This window comes from Rhodanobacter denitrificans, from assembly GCF_000230695.2.
GTDB classification, from domain to species: domain Bacteria; phylum Pseudomonadota; class Gammaproteobacteria; order Xanthomonadales; family Rhodanobacteraceae; genus Rhodanobacter; species Rhodanobacter denitrificans.
Window position 1 is genome coordinate 2,681,135 of sequence record NC_020541.1, and the last position, 17,244, is coordinate 2,698,378.

At 66.7% G+C, this 17,244-nt stretch carries 15 protein-coding genes; 8 read left to right on the forward strand and 7 right to left on the reverse strand.

Annotated elements, in window-relative coordinates; genetic code table 11:
- The first annotated feature begins 9 nt into the window (after positions 1-9).
- Positions 10-678, forward strand: coding sequence for a chlorite dismutase family protein (locus R2APBS1_RS12315; protein ID WP_015448156.1), 669 nt, complete (start codon positions 10-12; stop codon positions 676-678).
- A 149-nt stretch (positions 679-827) separates the two neighbouring features.
- On the opposite strand, the gene R2APBS1_RS12320 is transcribed toward R2APBS1_RS12315, so the two are convergent.
- Positions 828-1,631 carry a hypothetical protein gene (locus tag R2APBS1_RS12320; RefSeq protein WP_015448157.1) on the reverse strand — a complete coding sequence of 268 codons (804 nt, stop codon included), beginning with the start codon at positions 1,629-1,631 and terminating at the stop codon, positions 828-830.
- A 453-nt stretch (positions 1,632-2,084) separates the two neighbouring features.
- Between R2APBS1_RS12320 and R2APBS1_RS12325 the strand changes: the two genes are divergently transcribed.
- Positions 2,085-3,752, forward strand: coding sequence for a tetratricopeptide repeat protein (locus R2APBS1_RS12325; protein WP_015448158.1), 1,668 nt, complete (start codon positions 2,085-2,087; stop codon positions 3,750-3,752).
- 703 nt (positions 3,753-4,455) lie between these two features.
- Here R2APBS1_RS12325 and R2APBS1_RS12330 read toward each other — a convergent pair.
- The gene (locus R2APBS1_RS12330; protein ID WP_015448159.1) at positions 4,456-5,277 is read right to left on the reverse strand and encodes a LysR substrate-binding domain-containing protein; all 822 of its coding nucleotides are present in this window, start codon (positions 5,275-5,277) and stop codon (positions 4,456-4,458) included.
- Positions 5,278-5,395: 118 nt separating this feature from the next.
- Between R2APBS1_RS12330 and R2APBS1_RS12335 the strand changes: the two genes are divergently transcribed.
- Positions 5,396-5,917 (forward strand): lipocalin-like domain-containing protein, encoded by a 522-nt coding sequence (locus R2APBS1_RS12335; RefSeq protein ID WP_015448160.1) that lies wholly within the window; start codon positions 5,396-5,398, stop codon positions 5,915-5,917.
- A gap of 186 nt (positions 5,918-6,103) precedes the next feature.
- The gene (locus R2APBS1_RS12340) at positions 6,104-6,463 is read left to right on the forward strand and encodes a DUF6404 family protein (RefSeq protein WP_235605841.1); all 360 of its coding nucleotides are present in this window, start codon (positions 6,104-6,106) and stop codon (positions 6,461-6,463) included.
- A 71-nt stretch (positions 6,464-6,534) separates the two neighbouring features.
- Here R2APBS1_RS12340 and R2APBS1_RS12345 read toward each other — a convergent pair whose 3' ends face one another.
- The 5 genes from R2APBS1_RS12345 to R2APBS1_RS12365 all read right to left on the reverse strand — a co-directional run bounded on the left by R2APBS1_RS12345 (position 6,535) and on the right by R2APBS1_RS12365 (position 13,448).
- Positions 6,535-7,149, reverse strand: a complete 615-nt coding sequence (locus tag R2APBS1_RS12345) for a DUF6448 family protein (protein WP_236126952.1) — start codon at positions 7,147-7,149, stop codon at positions 6,535-6,537.
- Between the two features lie 331 nt (positions 7,150-7,480).
- Positions 7,481-8,656, reverse strand: a complete 1,176-nt coding sequence (locus tag R2APBS1_RS12350) for a helix-turn-helix domain-containing protein (RefSeq protein ID WP_015448163.1) — start codon at positions 8,654-8,656, stop codon at positions 7,481-7,483.
- An 18-nt stretch (positions 8,657-8,674) separates the two neighbouring features.
- The gene (locus tag R2APBS1_RS12355) at positions 8,675-10,234 is read right to left on the reverse strand and encodes an FGGY-family carbohydrate kinase (RefSeq protein ID WP_015448164.1); all 1,560 of its coding nucleotides are present in this window, start codon (positions 10,232-10,234) and stop codon (positions 8,675-8,677) included.
- On the reverse strand, positions 10,231-11,853 hold the full coding sequence (locus R2APBS1_RS12360; RefSeq protein ID WP_015448165.1) for a glycerol-3-phosphate dehydrogenase/oxidase: 1,623 nt from the start codon (positions 11,851-11,853) through the stop codon (positions 10,231-10,233). Before R2APBS1_RS12360 ends, R2APBS1_RS12355 begins: the two co-directional genes overlap by 4 nt.
- A complete protein-coding gene (locus tag R2APBS1_RS12365) occupies positions 11,850-13,448 on the reverse strand; it encodes an FAD-binding oxidoreductase (RefSeq protein WP_015448166.1) in 1,599 nt (532 codons plus the stop codon). The genes R2APBS1_RS12360 and R2APBS1_RS12365 overlap by 4 nt, the downstream gene beginning before the upstream one ends.
- A gap of 100 nt (positions 13,449-13,548) precedes the next feature.
- Between R2APBS1_RS12365 and R2APBS1_RS20405 the strand changes: the two genes are divergently transcribed.
- The 4 genes from R2APBS1_RS20405 (at position 13,549) to R2APBS1_RS12380 (ending at position 17,242) form a co-directional block, all read left to right on the forward strand.
- Positions 13,549-13,872 carry a hypothetical protein gene (locus R2APBS1_RS20405; RefSeq protein ID WP_174315854.1) on the forward strand — a complete coding sequence of 108 codons (324 nt, stop codon included), beginning with the start codon at positions 13,549-13,551 and terminating at the stop codon, positions 13,870-13,872.
- A gap of 94 nt (positions 13,873-13,966) precedes the next feature.
- Entirely contained in the window at positions 13,967-14,674 is a 708-nt protein-coding gene (locus tag R2APBS1_RS12370) for a transposase (protein ID WP_015448168.1), read from the forward strand.
- Positions 14,675-14,985: 311 nt separating this feature from the next.
- Positions 14,986-16,374, forward strand: coding sequence for an MmgE/PrpD family protein (locus R2APBS1_RS12375; protein WP_015448169.1), 1,389 nt, complete (start codon positions 14,986-14,988; stop codon positions 16,372-16,374).
- Between the two features lie 37 nt (positions 16,375-16,411).
- Positions 16,412-17,242, forward strand: coding sequence for a phosphosulfolactate synthase (locus R2APBS1_RS12380; protein ID WP_007511860.1), 831 nt, complete (start codon positions 16,412-16,414; stop codon positions 17,240-17,242).
- The last annotated feature ends 2 nt before the right edge of the window (positions 17,243-17,244 follow it).

Consider the following 17,244-nt stretch of genomic DNA (forward strand, 5'->3'; position numbering starts at 1 on the left):
GCAACCAACATGCGAACTCAGTACACCGCACAGCTGGCGATAAAGTACACGTCGGCATGGCACGAATCGGAGAAGGGCGACAGGATCGCCGCCATCAAGGAAGTGGTCGACATCTTCCGGAAATACGAAGACCGGGTGGGATTGCGTGGAACCTACGTGGTCCAGGGCTTCCAGGCCCATACGGACATCCTCTTCTGGATGTTCGCCGATCATTTCAACGACATCCAGGATCTGCAGCTGGAGATCAGGCGCTCGTCCTTTGGCCGGTATATAACCACGCCCCACGCCTTTACCGGAGTCACCAAGCCGTTCGAATTCTCCGAACACCCGACGTCCTTCGCGATCGGCATGCGGCCGAGGGAATACCTGTGCTTTTACCCCTTCATTCGCAAGCCGGAATATTATCTGTTGCCGAAATGGGAGCGCAAAGCACTCATAGGGGATCATGGCGATATCGGCCACGAATTCACGCCCGACATCCTCACCAATGGCGTCTATGGCTTCGGGCTCGGCGATTACGAGTGGCTGTTGACCTTCGAAACCAACGATCTGCAACGGCTCGTCGACTGCGTGCGAAAGCTGCGGGAGTCCAAGTCGAGACTGTATATGCAGGACGAGCACCCCTTTATCGTGGGGCGGTATTTCGAACTGGAAGCCGGCCTGTTGCAATATGGCTGACAACGAGGGGTGGCACCGGGAGGTGGCCACTCCGACCTACGCCCAGTTCGCGGGCCTTCAGGCCGACGGCTTCGGCCACCGTCACGGCGCAGCGTGGCAGCAGTCACCCGGCGGAGAGCGCCGCCGGTGCCGCCCCGTCGCCGCACCCTTCACGGCCCCAGGATCCGCGGCACGAGCGCGTGCCATCCCGGCGTGTCCCACAGCAGGTGGACGGCGACGGCGAAAGGCAGGTACAGGCCCAGCCATACCAGGTAGGCCCGGTGCACCGTCCGATGCCGGGCCACGTCCCACACGAACAGCGGTGATACCGCCAGCAGCGTGTAGAGATCGGTCGAGAGCGGGCTGACCGGGGCGGTGGTCGGCAGCCAGGCGATCCGGTCCATCGCCGCCTGCAACGGCGTGGCGACGGCCAGGAACATCATCCGCTTGTGAAAGCCGGGATCGGCGTGCCGTGCCCGCAACGCCAGCACGATGCAGAGCGGAAAGAAGATGCCGATGCGCGTCTGCAGCAACGCGATGTTGTCGAGGAAATGAAGCGTCTGCCGCAACTGTTCCCGCACCGGCGGCGGTGCTGCCTGGGCGCCGTTCCAGACCTGCTGGTAGATCGTCGGGACGAGGATGAAGCCGACCACGACGATGGCCGGAACGAGCACGAAGGCCGCGCGCCCCAGCAGCATGTGTCGATCGCGCCGGCCGGTCGCCATCAGCCAGGCCTGGGTGAGCAGCAACAGCAGGAAGGCGCCCATCAGGACCGCGTGCACGTGCAAGATCGGCGGGAACGGCGGCCTTGCCCCGGCCCGCACCATGGCAAGTTTGCCGAGCGAGTCCGGAATGAAGCCGGCCAGCGTAATGGCGATGAAGAAAGCCGCCATGAAAACCCAGATCCAGCGGTCGATCGCCAGGGCAAACGGCCTGGCAGGCACATAGAGCGCTTGCGCGTGGTTCGTGGTCATGACGCCCCCGATTAGCTCTTTCCACAGCGGACGGCTCGGCCCGGATCGGCCACCGTGTCGATCACGGTGCCGGGAGCACGGCTGAGCCCGATGGCACATCGCGCCGCCATTTACCCGGGGAAACCCAGGAGCGCGGTGGCGTTCGTGCCTGCCCCGAAACGTTGTTTCCCCCTCACTACTTCATCGCACATGGCGCGCGATCGAACACGGCGAAGCATTCGCGCACGTCGCCCATGGTGAGCCTTCCGGAGTGGAGCCGCAACAGCCGGCTGGATGGCCAAAAACTGCCACGGACAATGTGGCCGTGGAAGGTGTTGCCGCCCGGTTCTCGACCGGATCGCGGCGAACCGGCCCGTGCGCGGAAAGCGGAAATCGCGCGCCCTTTTCCCGCCGACTCGGGCTAGGCTATCCGCCGCGTCCCCCTGTGCCCGAACCGACCATGGGAGAACCACGATGATCCGTCGACCCTTGCTCCTGCCGCTGCTGGCGGTCCTGCTGGTGGGCTGCGATCCGGCGCCGAAGGCGACCCGCGACGCAGCATCCGCCGCCGAAGCCACCCCGCCGCTGTTCGATACCTTCGGCGACCTGCACCACGACGTGGCCACCCGCGTGCCCGCCGCGCAGCGCTATGTCGACCAGGGCCTGCGCATGGCCTACGGCTTCAACCACGAGGCGGCCGGGCGCGCCTTTGCCGAGGCGGCGCGGCTGGACCCGCAATGCGCGATGTGCGTGTGGGGCCAGGCCCTGGTGCTGGGGCCGAACATCAACCTGCCGATGGACCCGGCGCACGCGAAAGACGCCACTGCCCTCGCCGCGCGCGCCGCGAGCCTGGCCGCCACCGCACGCCCGGTCGACCGCGCGCTGATCCAGGCGCTGCAGTTGCGCTATGCCGACCCGGCGCCGGCGGATCGCGCAGCGCTGGACCGTGCCTATGCCGACGCGATGGCGCGTGTGGTCGAGCAGTTCCCCGAAGACGACGACGCGGCGACGCTGTATGCGGAAGCGCTGATGGACCTCTCGCCCTGGGCGTACTGGGAAAAGGACGGCAGCCCGGCCGAGTTCACCCCGCGCCTGCTCGGCGAACTGGAACGCGTGCTGGCGCGCAACCCGCGCCACATCGGCGCGATGCACTACTACATCCACGCCACCGAGTCCTCGCCCGACCCACGGCGCGCCGAACCCTGGGCGGATGCGCTGGCGGCGCTGGCGCCCGGCTCAGGCCATCTGGTGCACATGCCCGCGCACACCTACATCCGCGTCGGCCGCTACCACGACGCCACCCTGACCAACCTCGCCGCCACCACCGCGGACACGGATTTCCTGGCGATGTGCCGCGGCAGCAACGGCGTCTACCCGCTGGGTTACGTGCCGCACAACTGGCACTTCGCCAGCATGACCACCGGCCTGACCGGCTCGCGCACGCTGGCGCTGCAGGCGGCCGAGCAGACCGCCCGGCGCGCCGACCGTGCCGCGATGGGCGCGGCGCCGATGGAGTTCATGCAGCAGTTCGTGGTCACGCCGCTGCTCACCCGGGTCCGCTTCGGCGATTGGGACGCGATCCTCGCCGATACCGCCGCGCCGCCGGCACTGCCGTACCCCGCCGCGATCCGCCACTTCGCCCGCGGCATGGCCCAGGCGCGCAACGGTGCCCTGGCCGAGGCCGCGCGCGAGGCCGCCGCGCTGCACGCGATCGCCATCGACCCGGCCATGGCCAAGGTGAGCTTCTTCGACATCAACCACGCCGACGGCGTGCTGCGCGTCGCCGATGCCCTGCTGCGCGGCGAACTGCTGCGTGCGCGGGGCAAGCACGCGCAGGCCATCACTGTGCTGCGCGAAGCGGCGGCCGCCGAAGATGCCCTGGCCTACAACGAACCGGCCGACTGGCCGCTGCCGGTCCGCCCCTACCTGGGTGCCGCGCTGCTCGAAGCGGGCGACGCCAAGGGCGCGGCGGAAGCCTTCGAGCAGGACCTGAAGACCTACCCGCTCAACGGCTGGTCGCTGTTCGGCCTGGCGCAGGCGCAGCAGGAACTCGGTCAGGCGGATGCCGCGCGCGAAACGTCAGCGCGGCAGGTGGCCGCGTGGCAGTGGGCCGATGCGCCGCTGACGGCGGCGCGGTACTGAGCGCTGCTGCAAAGGGAAACGGGGCGTCCCAAAGGGGCGGAGGGAATCCGGCAACCAGGCCTTCCGACGCGGCCTGGCGCCGTTGCTCCGGCCTCCCGACGGCGCGGGTGAGCCATCGACAGCAAGCCTGCGGCATGCCACGTCGTCCGCGCCTCCAGCTTCCCGGGGCACCCCTTCATGTCGCCCGGCGTGGCGTCAATCGTTGCGCGATCTTCGTCGACGACCTCGACCGCAACCACGTCCACGACCTGCTGCGCGAAGCCATGGCCGAGCAGTTGCCGGACGCGCATGCCTACGTTTTCGTGGGCAACCACGGGCACCGGCTGCCGGCGCCGCCGGGCCGCAAACCGCCATCGACGTGCCGGCATACCCTGGCGGGGGCGGTTCAAGTCCTGCCTGGTCGACACCGACCGTTGCCCGATGACCGCCCACCCTTACATCGAGCTCAGTTCCGTGCGCGGCCATGGTGGCGCTGCCCGAGCGGTACCGCCGGTCAAGCGTGCACGTGCGTCCCGGCTTGCGGAAAGACAAGCTGAGCGCGCCTCGCCCCGCCTTCCTTGCGCAAGACCACGATCCCGGATGCGCGCGGCAGCCTAGCGGGCCTGGCGGCGTGAGGGTCCCGGCGAGGACGAGCTGCCGAGCATCGTCCCCTTGTTGCGCAGATGCGTCCATGCCTGCTCCATCACCGCTTGCCGCAGGTGGCTCAGCGCCGTCGACGGCGAGCCGGGGCGGCATGCAGGCACAGCTCCACGCCCGGCAGCGACGGCAGGCCGTGACGTTCATCCAGGCGCATCAGCGTGGGCGGCAGGTCGGCACCCGTGCGCACGGTGATGCCCAGGCCCGCGGCCACGCCGGCCCACAGGCTGTGCAGGCTGGCGGTGACGAAAGCCGGCCGCCAGGCGATGCCGGCCCGATCCAGCGCCGCCGTACCCGCCTGACGGAAGAAACACGGCGGCTGGTAGAGCGCCAGATCCAGCACCGTATCCGGCCGCACGACCTCGCCCGTACCTGCCGGCCCGATCCAGGTCATCGGCAGCGTGGCCAGACGCTCGGCGTCCGCGCGCCCGCCCTGGTTCATCGCAAGCACCAGGTCGAGCTCGCCGCGGTCGAGCCGTTCGAGCAGCAGCCCGTTGCGTTCGACCAGCACATCCACCCGCACCGCCGGGTAGGCCTTCCGGAACTGCCCCAACGCCATCGGCAACCAGGACTCGGCGAAATCGCCCGGCAGGCCGAAACGCACCGTACCGTCGATCGCTGCACCGCGCACCGCGTGGACCGCTTCGTCGTTGAGTTCCAGGATGCGGCGCGCGTAGGCGTGTACCCGGTCGCCCGCCTCGGTCAGCACCACGCGGCGGCCCTGCCTGCGGAACAGCGGCTGGCCCAGCTGCAACTCCAGCTTGCGCATCTGCTGGCTGATCGCCGAGGGCGAGCGCCCGACCCGCTCCGCGGCACGCGCCAGACTACCCAGGTGCAGGATCGCCACCAGGCTGCGCAACGCGTCCATGTCGAGATTGGGGAGCGGCATCGGTAAGCAATTCAAAAGTATTACCCCCGAATTATTCGGTTTTCCCGCGTTTCGGCAAGCCCTACGATCGGCGCCTCACCCACGCGTGCGCCACCCGATTTCGAAAGAGGAAAACCCCATGAGCCTGTACCGTACCTTCTCCCGCCTTGCCGCCCTCGCCTGTCTGCTGCCCGGCCTGGCCTGGGCCTCCGGCGCCGGGGCGGCCGATGCCCGCGGCGATGTTTCGCTGGCCGGCACCTGGACGCTGGTGGCGGCCGACGTGCTGCATCCAGACGGCACGCGCTCGCACGACTACGGCGATGCGCCGAAGGGCCTGCTGCTGATCGACCGCGCGGGTCACTACTCGCTGCAGATTTTCCGTGCCGACCGCCCGCGCTTCGCCAACCCGGACAAGGCCAAGGCCAGCGCGCAGGAATATCGGACGGCCGTGATGGGCGCAAGCACCCACTACGGCATGCTTGCGGTCGATCCGGGCCGGCACCAGCTGGTGTTCCATATCGAAGGCGCCTCCTTCCCCAATTGGGAGGGACAGCAGCAAAGCCGCGCCTTCGAGTTGCGCGGCGACACGCTCAGCTACCGGGTACCGCCGCGTCCGGACGGCAACGTGCCGATGTCGGTCTGGCGGCGCATCGGCGACTGAGCCGCCCGTAAAACCGGGGCAGAGGCGATGCTGCCGAGAACGTGCACTCTGCCGGCCTTGTTCCGGCAAGGGCTGGCGCTAACCGCCTGTCCGACAGCGAGGCCTGCCGATAGCCTGCAGACGGGTCAGGTTGCGCGCAAGCCAGCCACCGCGCTCGAGAGAGCGCCCCTGTTCGGAATCCACGACATGCAGCCCAGGCAACGTATCGAGGCGTACTTGCGGCATATGCAGGGCGGCGGAATTGCTCGGAGCAACTTCGCGCCGCCGATCTGGACCGGCTTGTGCTCCGTAGGCATATTCCTGCCGCCTCCACCGTTTCTGAAATTACCGGCGATGATCGCGATATCGGCCGTTTCGGGCGTGTTGCTGGTTCTCGTCCTGTGGGTTGTCTTCGGACTCATGGCGCTGCTCCGCCCCATCACGGGACATCCGCCCACCCTTTCGACGTTCTTGTGGACGGCCCCGATCAGCGCGGCTCTCATGGCGATCGGCAACCCGATCTACTATCGACGCATGGCGCGCCGACACGGTCTCGCAACCTGGTAGAACCCGCCGGTCCGGCTGGCGTCGGGAGGACGCCAACCGGACCGGTCAATCCGAGGTACCACCAGCCGTACTCAGTGCGCGTCTTGCGCCACGGCCACGCTGTGCTCCTCCGCGCCATGGGCGGTGCCTGCCCCCACCCGATCCACATTCTCGACGTAGTGGATGTACTGCACGTAGTCGTTCACGTAGGCCCGGCCGTTCGCGACACTGGTATCGGCGCTGGCCCGTGCCGCCCGTGCCGCCGCGTAGCGCGCACGGATGCCGTGCTCGATCTTGCCGGTGATTTCGGTGACGAGTGCATCGACGTTGCCGCCCTTCAGGGCGGCATCGGCGGCGGCCACGCTTGGCTCGATCCCGCCGGCGGGCTTGATGACGCCGTCGAAGGCCACGCCCTCCGAAGCGCGATGGACTCGAACCAGCGTTTCGAAGAAGTGCATGTCGGCCAGCTGGCGGGCTTCCGGACCCAGCTGACGCAGCTTGCGGGCCTGCGCATAGGCGCGCTTGACGGTCGCCTCCTCGGTTTCCGGCACCCACTTCAACAGCGGGGTGATGTCGCCGGTATTGAGGGCGACGGTAGCCTGGGTGATGACCGGGCCGTCTGCCGCATCGCAGTGGGCGGAGGCGGTTCCGACCATGCCGAGGCCGAGTGCGGCGGCGACGCCGACCGCGATCACGCGTTTGCGCAAGATGGAAAAGTTCATGGAGTGCTCCTGTTGAATGGTTCGGGACGAAGCGCCGAGCCGGTACCGACAGTTCGCGGCCCGATCCCTTCGCTGGGAACCATGATGGGGTCCGCCGGTGGCGGCGTCGTTCGCACGCACGCACTCGAACGCCTCCAAGATCAAGGCGTTATTTGCCTGATAAACAAAGAGTTGCTGGTTCGACTTTGAGCACAACCGAAAGTCGATCCGAAGGCCGCCGCTGCCTTGCCATGGCGGACCGGACTACCCGCAGGTTTCGTCGTGCCTGCCGGATACCGCTGTTCGCCGGGATCGCGCCACCGGGTGGTTCGGCCCGTCAGTCGAGCGGCGCCACCGGCGGCGACTGAACGTGGGCAGCGCGGTACTGGCTGGGGGTCATGCCGGTCGATTTGCGGAACGCCGTGTTGAAGACGGATTTCGAATTGAAGCCCGCGTCGTACATCACCTGCAGGATCGTGTCCGTGCAGGTGCGATCCGCCAGCCGGGCCTTCGCCTCTTCCACTCGGTAGCCACTGATGAACTCGAAAAAATTCTGGTCGAAGCCCTGGTTCAGCAGGTGCGACAGCTCGCGCGGCGCCACGGCCAGCGCGCGGGCGAGCTGCGCCACGGTCAGGTTGGAGCCCAGATGGGGGCGCTGTTCGCGCATGTACTGCTGCAGTCGCTGCCTGAGCGCCTGATCGTCGTTGGCCACCGTCGCAGGCGGCGGCGATGCGGCTGCCGCCACCTCCTCCAGCAGTGCCGCTTCCTCGGCATCCAGTCCGCGGAAGATCACCGGTTGGCGCAATGCATTGAGCAGCAGGTAATTGACGAACACGAACCCGGTCACACCGGCAAAGCCCACCACCCAATCCGCCTCGCCGGGACGCTTGAAAATGTGTGCGGAAAGGCAGTACAGCAAGCTCACCAGCCACACCGCGAAATAACCCAGCAGCAGCGAGCGCAGCCACGACAGCTGCTTGTTCTCGAGGTCGGAAAAAACCCGCCGCAGGCCCGCACCGAAACGCGAAATGGCGCGGATGGTTGCGTACAGGTAGCCAAGCACCACGGCGTGGATGGCCACCGCCAGCAGCGGCGAGGTCAGCACGCCCGGATAGTCGCGCCGCTGCAGGATCTGCAGCTTGATCGCGCTCGGCTGCTGGTAGTACTCGACGATCAACACTCCTGCGACCACCCAGAACAGCAGCGTGTGCACCAGATGCTCCTTGCGCAGACGGAAATCACGGAACATCAGCGCCTTGGCATACAGATACAGCGTGCCCGCCTGCAGCAACCCGAGCAGCGTGCCGAGATAGGCCAGCCCTGGATGGCGCAGCGTGAGCCCGGTGCCGTAAAACAGGATTTCCGTCAGACCGCCGGCAAAACTGATCAGCGTGACCACCAGCAGCCGATTGCTGGTCGTGCGGATGTTTTCGGGCAGCAGCAGGAACGCGGCCAGTGCCAGCGCCTGGATGATGCTGGTCACCAGCAGGATGTCGATCAGCGAAAACTGCATGGCGCGCCCCTCGTCGATTCAGGCCGGATAGCCGGTGATCTGGCGGATCTTCCGGTACAGCGGCCGCAGCTGGCGGTACATGCGCAGATACACCTCGGCATACAGCTGCTGGTAGATGCGTTGCGCCTGCGGGTCGGGCTGGAACACCTGGCCGACCCGGGTCATCGCCCTGATCGCGGTCGGGAAATCCGGATGCAGGCCGAGCCCCACCGCGCAGCAGATCGCCGCGCCCAGGCCGGAGGTTTCGTAGACCTGCGGGCGTTCGGCCGGCAGGCCGAAGACGTCGGCGGTGAGCTGCATGGCCGCCTCGCTTTGCGAGCCGCCACCGGAAACACGCAGCCGGGTGATCCGGGTGCCCGAGCGCCGCTCGATCTTCTCCTTGCCCTGGCGCAACGCGTAGGCGAGGCCTTCCAGAATCGCCCGGTAGACATGCGCGCGGGTGTGCACATCGCCGAAGCCGATGATCGCGCCCTTGGCCTCCAGCCCCGGATCGCGGATGCCGGGCGACCAGTACGGCTGCAGCGTCAGCCCCATCGAACCGGGCGGCACCGCGTTGACCAGCTCGTCGAACAACGCCTCCGGCTCGACGCCCAACACCTGCGCGCGCTGCATCTCGCGCAGGCCGAATTCCTGCTTGAACCAGCTGACCATCCAGAAGCCGCGGTAAATCATCACCTCGGTATTGAAGTGATCGGGCACCGCGGCCGGATACGGTGGAATCATCGGCACCGTTTCCAGATAGCTGCGCCGGGTGGTGTTGATGGTGGCGGTAGTGGCATAGGACAGGCAGGCCGTGTCCGGCTCGACGCCGCCAGCACCAAGCACCTCGCAGGCCTTGTCGGCGCCGGCGGCAATCAGCGGCAGACCTTCCGGAATGCCGGTGTGGCGGCTGGCTTCGGCACTGATGCGGCCAAGCTGCTCGCCCGGCTTGTAGAGCTTCGGCAACTGCGCACGACGCACCGGCATCGCCTGCCATTTCCAGTCGCGCGGCGCCGCCCAGCGCAGGCGCTTGTAATCGAACGGCAGGTAGGCCACGCAACAGGCCACCGAATCGACATACTGCCCGCACAGGCGCTGACTGAGAAAGCCCGACAGCAACAGCACCTTGTGGGTCTTCGCCCAGATTTCCGGCTGCTGCTGGGCAACCCAGTTGACCTCGGCCTGAGCGCGGAAATAATCCACCGTCGCCTGCGCGCCGGCCAGCTTGAACAGCCAGCCCCACGGCCCCTTGATCCGGCCACGCACCTCGGCGCGGCGCTGATCCAGCCACAGGATCGCCGGGCGCAGCGGCCGGCCGTGTTCGTCGACGTTGATCACGGTGCCGCGCTGGGTGGTCAGCGACACGCCCCTGATCAGGCTGCGGTCGATGTCCAGCTGCGCCCACAAGCGCCGACAGGCCTCGCCCACGCTGGTCCAGTAATACTCCGGATCCTGTTCGGCCCAGCCCGGCTGGGTGGAGTAGTACGCCTGCAGCTCGACCTTGCCCTTGCCGATCAAATGGCCGTCCAGATCGAACAGCAACGCGCGCACGCTCTGGGTGCCGTTGTCGATCGCCAGCAGGTAGCCTTGCCCGCTCATGGCTCCGCGCCCTCCGCTGGTTGCCGCACTGCCACGGGCTCGGGCAGGCTGTAGCAACGCCGCCAGAGTGCCAGATAATCCTGCTGCTCACGCTCCCAGCGCTGGTCGCTCCAGCCCAGCCGCGGCTGGCACAACGCGCGGATGCGCGGCAGCTCGGCCAGCGCACCGCCGGACAGCAGCAGGCCCAGCCGGGTTCGCCGCAGCAGCAGGTCGTCGAGGTGCAGCACCAGTTCGTTGTCCGCCGCCCACGCCAACTCCGCCCACAGCGTTTCGGTCGCGCCGACCCGTTCGCTGCCGACGCTCGCCAGTAGCGCCAGCAATCCCGGCAACGCTCGCCCGTGACGCCCGCGCAGGCGTCGTTGCCGGGCCGGGCTGAGCATCGGCAACGGTAGCGGCGGGCACGGGCTGAACACCGCCGCCGGCGGGTCATCCAGCGAGCGGCCGACGAATCCGGCACAAGCGCGCAGCACTTCCAACGCGAGCGGGCGGAAGGTGGTCAGCTTGCCGCCGGCCAGCGTCACGCAGCCCGGTTCGATCCACAGTGCGTGCTCGCGGTTTTCGTCGGAGGGTTTGCGGGCTGGCGCGCCGGCGCTGACCACCGGCCGCACGCCGGCCCAGGTGGACAGCACGTCGCCGGCGCGGACCCGCGCGCCGGGGAACATCTGCGCGATCGCGGCGAGCAGGTAATCCAGCTCCTCGGTGCTGATGCGCGCCTCCCTGTCCAGCGGGTCGTGATGATCGAGATCGGTGGTGCCCACCACGGTGGCGCCTTCCCACGGAAACACGAACACCGGCCGCCGGTCGGCGGCGTGCATGAAGCTGATGGCGTGCGCCACCGGCAGCCGCCACGCCGGCAGCAGCAGATGGCTGCCGCGCAGCGGGCGGATATGCCCGGGGTGGCTCGGATGGCGCAACTGATCCGCCCACGCCCCGGTCGCCTGGGCCACCGCCAAGCTGTGGAAGCGGTAGCGCCGGCCACTTTCGACATCCTCAGCGAGCACGCCGACGACCCGGCCGTCCACGCGCAACAGCTCTACCACCCGCATGCCGTTCAGCGCCTCGCCACCGTCGGCGCGCGCCTCGCCGAGCACGCGCAATACCAAGCGTGCATCATCGGTCACCGCGTCAAGGAAGCGCGTGCCGCCGAGCAGACCTTGCTGTTTCAGACCCGGTGCCAGATAGCGCAGCGGCGGCGGCGGGTAATAGCGATGGCGGCGCTGGCCGGCCAGCGCGTCGTACACCGTCAGCAGGCCGCCGAAAACTTTCGGCCCAGGGAAGTCGCCGCGGTAATGCGGCAGCACGAAGCTCAATGGATCGACCAGCCCGGGGGCCTCGTGCAGCAGGCGCTGGCGTTCATGCACCGAAGCACGGGTCAGCCCGAACTGGCCCTTGGCGATGTAGCGCAGCCCGCCGTGCACCATCTTCGACGAGCGGCTGGACGTGCCCCAGGCGAAATCGCGTTGCTCCAGCAGCAGGCAGCGCCAGCCGCGCCGCGCCGCCTCGCGCAGGATGCCGGCGCCGCAGATGCCGCCACCGACCACCAGCAGATCCCACTCCTGCGCCGCCAGCCCGGGCAGCGCATGTTCACGCCAGGCAGCGTTCCAGGCGGTGTTGCTCACGACTGCTCGATCAGCACGCCGGGCACCAGCTGCTGCTGCGGATCGAAATGTGCGGACAACGCCCGCAGCGTGGCCATGCCCAGCGCCCCCTTCTCCACCGGCAGGTATGCGGCGTGGTCGCGCCCCACCCCGTGCTGATGGCTGATGGTGCCGCGCTGGCCAACGATGGTCAGGCTGGCCGCGTGCTTGAGGCGCTGCCAGCGCGCCAGCGCTTCGGCATAACTGGCACCTGGGCGGAACACGTAGGTGGTGTACAGACTCGAACCCTCGCCGTAGGCGTGCGACAAATGGGTGAACACGTGCACCCGTTCGCCTTCGGCGGCCAGGCCCTCGCGCAGACTCGCTTCGACCTGCTGCAGCAGGTTGTCGACGTTGCTCCAGTCGGTGGCGGTTTCCAGCGTGTCCACCACGTAACCGGCGCTCCACAGGCTGTGCCGCAGATACGGGAACCCAAAGCGGTGCTCCGCCCACTTGCGGCCCAGCACCCGGCCGGTGAACACGCCGCCGAAACCCTTCAGCAGCTTTCTGGCCTGCCGCAGCGAGGCTGCGTTCTGCACGCGGTTGCCGGTGACGCCGAAGGTGAGCATGCACTTGCCGTCACCGGCACCGCGCAGCGCCAGATACTTTTCCAGCCAGGCCATCGGCCGCGGCTGGCCGGCCAGCACCAGCTGGGTCTGTGTCTCGACCGCGCCGGACAGGCGCAACATGGACAGCGGCACGCGCGCCTGCACCAGCTGGCGGACCGCCTGCATCGCCTGGTTCCAGTCGGGCAGGAATACCGCGTAGAAATGCTCCTGCGCGGCCAGCCGGGTGATCCGCACCTTGACCTCGGAGAGGATGCCGAAGCGACCTTCCGAGCCCAGTACCAGCTCGCGCAGATCCGGCCCGGCGGCGGACGCCGGGAAGGCCGGAATCACCAACGGGCCGGCGAAGGTTTCCAGCGTGCCGCCGGCAAACAGCTGCTCGATGCGGCCATAGCGCAGCGACTGCTGGCCACTGGAACGGCTGGCCACCCAGCCACCCAGCGTGGACAGCTCCCACGATTGCGGAAAATGGCCCAGCGTGTAGCCGTGTGCGCGCAACTGGCTTTCCACTTGCGGCCCATTGGCGCCCGGGCCGAAGGTGGCGAGCAGGCTGTCCTCGTCGATCTCGAACAGCTGGTTCAGGCGTTCCAGCGACACCGTCAGCACCGGCCGCGCGGACGCTGGCGGGTTGATGTGGCCAACCACCGAGGTGCCGCCGCCGTAGGGAATCACGACCACGTCGTGCGTCCTGGCCCAGTCCAGCAGCTCGCGGACCTGGGCGGCGGTTTCCGGACAGGCGACGCCGTCGGGAAATATGCCGAACTCGCCGGAGCGCATCGCCAACCAGTCCGGCAGGCTCTGCCCGCGGGCATGCCGCACGCGCTCCTCGGCAGCCACGCTGACCAACGGATGCGCCGGCAGCCGCGAAACCGGCACCGTGCCCAGCACCTGCGCCAAGCTGGCATCGGCCAGCCGCTGGCCGGGGCCCACCCGCGCGGCGAGAAACGCCTCGCCGGCGGCCGGCAAGGCCATGACGGTCGTCTCTTCGCCCCAGCCGTTCCAACGCCGCATTGCCCACTCCGAGTGCTGTCGCCGACACTCCATACTATCGCGCATGTCGCCCGGTTTTCTGCACCCCTTCGGTCCCTCGCCGTCACCCATGGCGGCTCCGGTGAACAACGATCGGAGCACACGCAATTTCCTGAAACCGAGCGGCGCGGTATTGGCCATGGGCGCGGCCGGTGCCGCCACCGGCGGATTGCAAAATCCCTGCCGACGTTCCCATAGTTGCGAACGCAACCCCCTCCATGAGGACCCCCAGCACATGAAGACTGCCGCTCTGGGCTCGGCGCTTGTTTCGCTTGCCTGCCTCTTTTCCATCACCGCATTCGCGGCGCCTCCGACGAGCCGGGATGCGGCGAAGATCACGCCCGACATGATCCAGACCGCGTCGGACATCCGGGAAACCGGGACGGAGGAAGTTAAACGACCCTGAAACCCGGCTTGCACTTACCCACACCATCTGGTCTTGCCGATGCCATCCGCTGCTGTGCACGCAGACACTGGGGTACCAATCCACGGTCCCTCACATGCCTCGCCAAGCTCGCCTGGAAATTCCCGGGGTACCGCTCCACATCACCCAACGTGGGGTCAATCGATGCGCCATTTTTCTTGATGACGAAGACCGGCGCCACTATCTCCGTCTGCTGGGCGAGAGCGCCGCGAGCCACGGTCTGCGCATTCACGCCTACGTTTTGATGGGCAATCACGTGCACCTGCTCGTCAGTTCCGACGAGTCCGGCCAGGTATCGCTGGGCATGCGCCAACTGGGTCAGGCCTATGTCACCGCTTTCAACCGTCGCCATGGGCGCACCGGAACGCTGTGGGAAGGGCGCTTCAAATCCAGTCTGGTCGACTCGGACCGCTACCTGCTCGCCGCCTATCGGTATATCGAGCTCAACCCGGTTCGTGCCGCGATGGTCGAGAGGCCCGAACATCACCACTGGTCCAGCGTGCACGCCAACCTGGCACTTTGCGAAGACTCATTGGTGACACCCCACGCCTGTTTCATCGAGATGGGGACTACGCCACAGGTGCGCGCCGAAGCCTATCGGACATGGCTCAAACAAGGTGTCAGCGACGACGAGCTGATCGCCATTCGCCAGCACCTGCAGCAGGAACGCGCCTTTGGAAGCAAACGCTTTCAGGCCATGGCGGAAAGAACCTTGGGGCGTCCGGTGAATGTGCGGCGACCTGGGCGGCCGGGGCGAGACCAAGACAAACCCAAAGGCATTTAACTTCCTCCGTCCCGGTTTCCCGCAAAGGCATTTAACTTCCTCCGTCCCGGTTTCCCGCCCGGCGCGCAGCAGAACCACACGATAAGGGGCAACCCGCCGCCTTTCGTCGCTGTTCCAGCTGCTGCCTGGACGGTTACGTCAAAGCCTTTTTACTGGGGATTGATGCAGATCACCACGACCCGTCTGCGATCAGATCATCATCATGTAACGCGAATCATTCGTATCGGCACTCGGACGAGCTGTGCCCTTTCGCGTGTATGAAATTGCGCTTGCGTGTCGATACGCCTCTTGACCAGGGAGAGTCTCTGACCATGACTGAAGTCCAGCAATTGGCGGCCTTTGTCCACGGTGCCCGGTACGTACAAATCAGTGCGCAGGCAGTGGAACAAATCAAGATCCGCATCCTCGACACGCTCGGCGTTGCCATCGGCGCACTCGATGCGCCACCTCTGCGGGCGATCCGCAAGCTCACCGAATCACTCGGCGGCAACAGCGCTTCCACGTTGATTGGCGGTGGCAGCTCGGCGCCCGACCGGGCGGCGTTCTACAACATCGGTCTCAGCCGCTATCTCGATTTCATGGACAGTTACCTCGCCCCGGGCGAGACCTGCCACCCATCGGACAACATTGGTGCGGTGTTGGCGGCGGGCGAAAGCGTCAACGCCAGCGGCAAGGATTTGCTCACCGCGGTGGCAGTGGCGTACCAGGTGCATACGCGGCTGTCCGATGTGGCGCCGGTACGAGCCAAAGGTTTTGATCACACCGTGCAAGGCGCATACGCCGTAGCCGCCGCGGTCGCCAAGGTAATGAAACTCGACGCGGCCAAGACGGCCAACGCGATCGCCATTTCCGGCACCGCCAACAACGCCCTGCGCGTCACCCGCACCGGCAATCTGTCGAACTGGAAAGGCCTGGCCTACCCGCAAGTCGGCAAGGAAGGTACGCACGCGGCGCTGCTGGCCAGCGTGGGCATCAGCGGCCCCGAGCAGGTGTTTGAAGGCAACAAGGGGTTGAAGGAAACCATCACCGGCCCGTTTGATATCGACTGGTCGCGCGAAGATCTGGAAAGCGTCCTGCGCACCATCATCAAGAAGCACAACGCGGAGATCCATTCGCAGTCGTCGATCGATGCAGCCATCGAGATCACCGCTCAGCCCGGTTTTCGCGCTGATGCAATTCGAGCGGTGCACATCATCACGTTCCAGGTCGCCTACGACATCATCGGCGGCGGCGAGGAAGGCGACAAAAGGCATATTCGCAGCAAGGAAGAGGCGGATCACTCGCTGCCGTACATGGTGGCCGTGGCGTTGCTGGATGGCGAGGTACAACCGGCCCAGTACGCTGCCGAACGCATCGTCGGCGCGGACGTGCAGGCGTTGCTGCAAAAAACCACGGTGACACCGGACGCCGCATTTTCCGCCCGCTTCCCGAAGGAAATGCCCAGCAAGGTGGAAGTGGAATTGAACGACGGGAAAATATTCTCTGCCACCGCGGCGGCCTACAAGGGGTTCACTTCGCAGCCGCTGGATTGGGCCAGTGCCTGTGAAAAATTCGATCGGTTGGTGACGCCTTTTGCGGGCGCTGAACTGGCCGACAAGATCGCGCGCACCGTGCATGGGCTGGATACCCACAGCGTGCGCGACTTGACCGCATTACTGGCAAAGGTTCCGTCGCAGCGCCACATCTCGGCTGCCGCCTGATCCCGGCACTACCCCCTGCAACGAAAGGAGAAATACCATGGCTACCACCAGTTTCGACTTCGTCCCGCGCGCGTATCGCCCCGACAAACCCCGCTCGTTCGGTCTGACCGAAATCCGCGGTCCGTATTACGCCACCTATGGCACGCGGCATCTGGAAGACGTGCTGGACGTCGCCGGCCAGTGGGTCGATGGCGTCAAATGGGCCGGCGGCTCGTTCGCCCTGCTGCCGCGCGAACAGGTACGTGCCTTCAGTGATCTGGCACACAAGCACAACGCCTACATTTCCTCGGGCGGCTGGATCGAAACGGTATTGCGCTACGGCCCGGATGCCGTGGACAAATACCTGAAAGAAGCCAAGGAAGTCGGCTTCGATGTGATCGAAATTTCCACCGGCTTCATCACCATCCCCACCTCCGGCCTGCTGCGCCTGATCGAGCAGGTCAAGAAGGCCGGGCTCAAGGCCAAACCGGAATTGGGCATCCAGTTCGGCTCCGGCGGCGATTCCACCGAGACCGAGTTGGCGGCCGAAGGCAAGAAGGATGTGGGCGATCTGATCAATCGCGCCAAGAGCGCGCTGGATGCCGGCGCCGACATCATCATGATCGAGTCCGAAGGCATCACCGAGAACGTGGTGACATGGAATACCGCGGCGGCGGCTTCGATCATCAACGGCGTGGGCCTGGAGCACGTCATGTTCGAGTCGGCCGACCCGTTAGTGTTCGAGTGGTACATCAAGAACTACGGCAACGAGGTCAACCTGTTTGTCGACCACTCGCAGATCCTGCAGCTGGAAGGCCTGCGCCAGAACATCTGGGGCAACAAATCCACTTGGGGCCGCATTGCCAATCCGGCACCCGCAAAGGGCTAAGT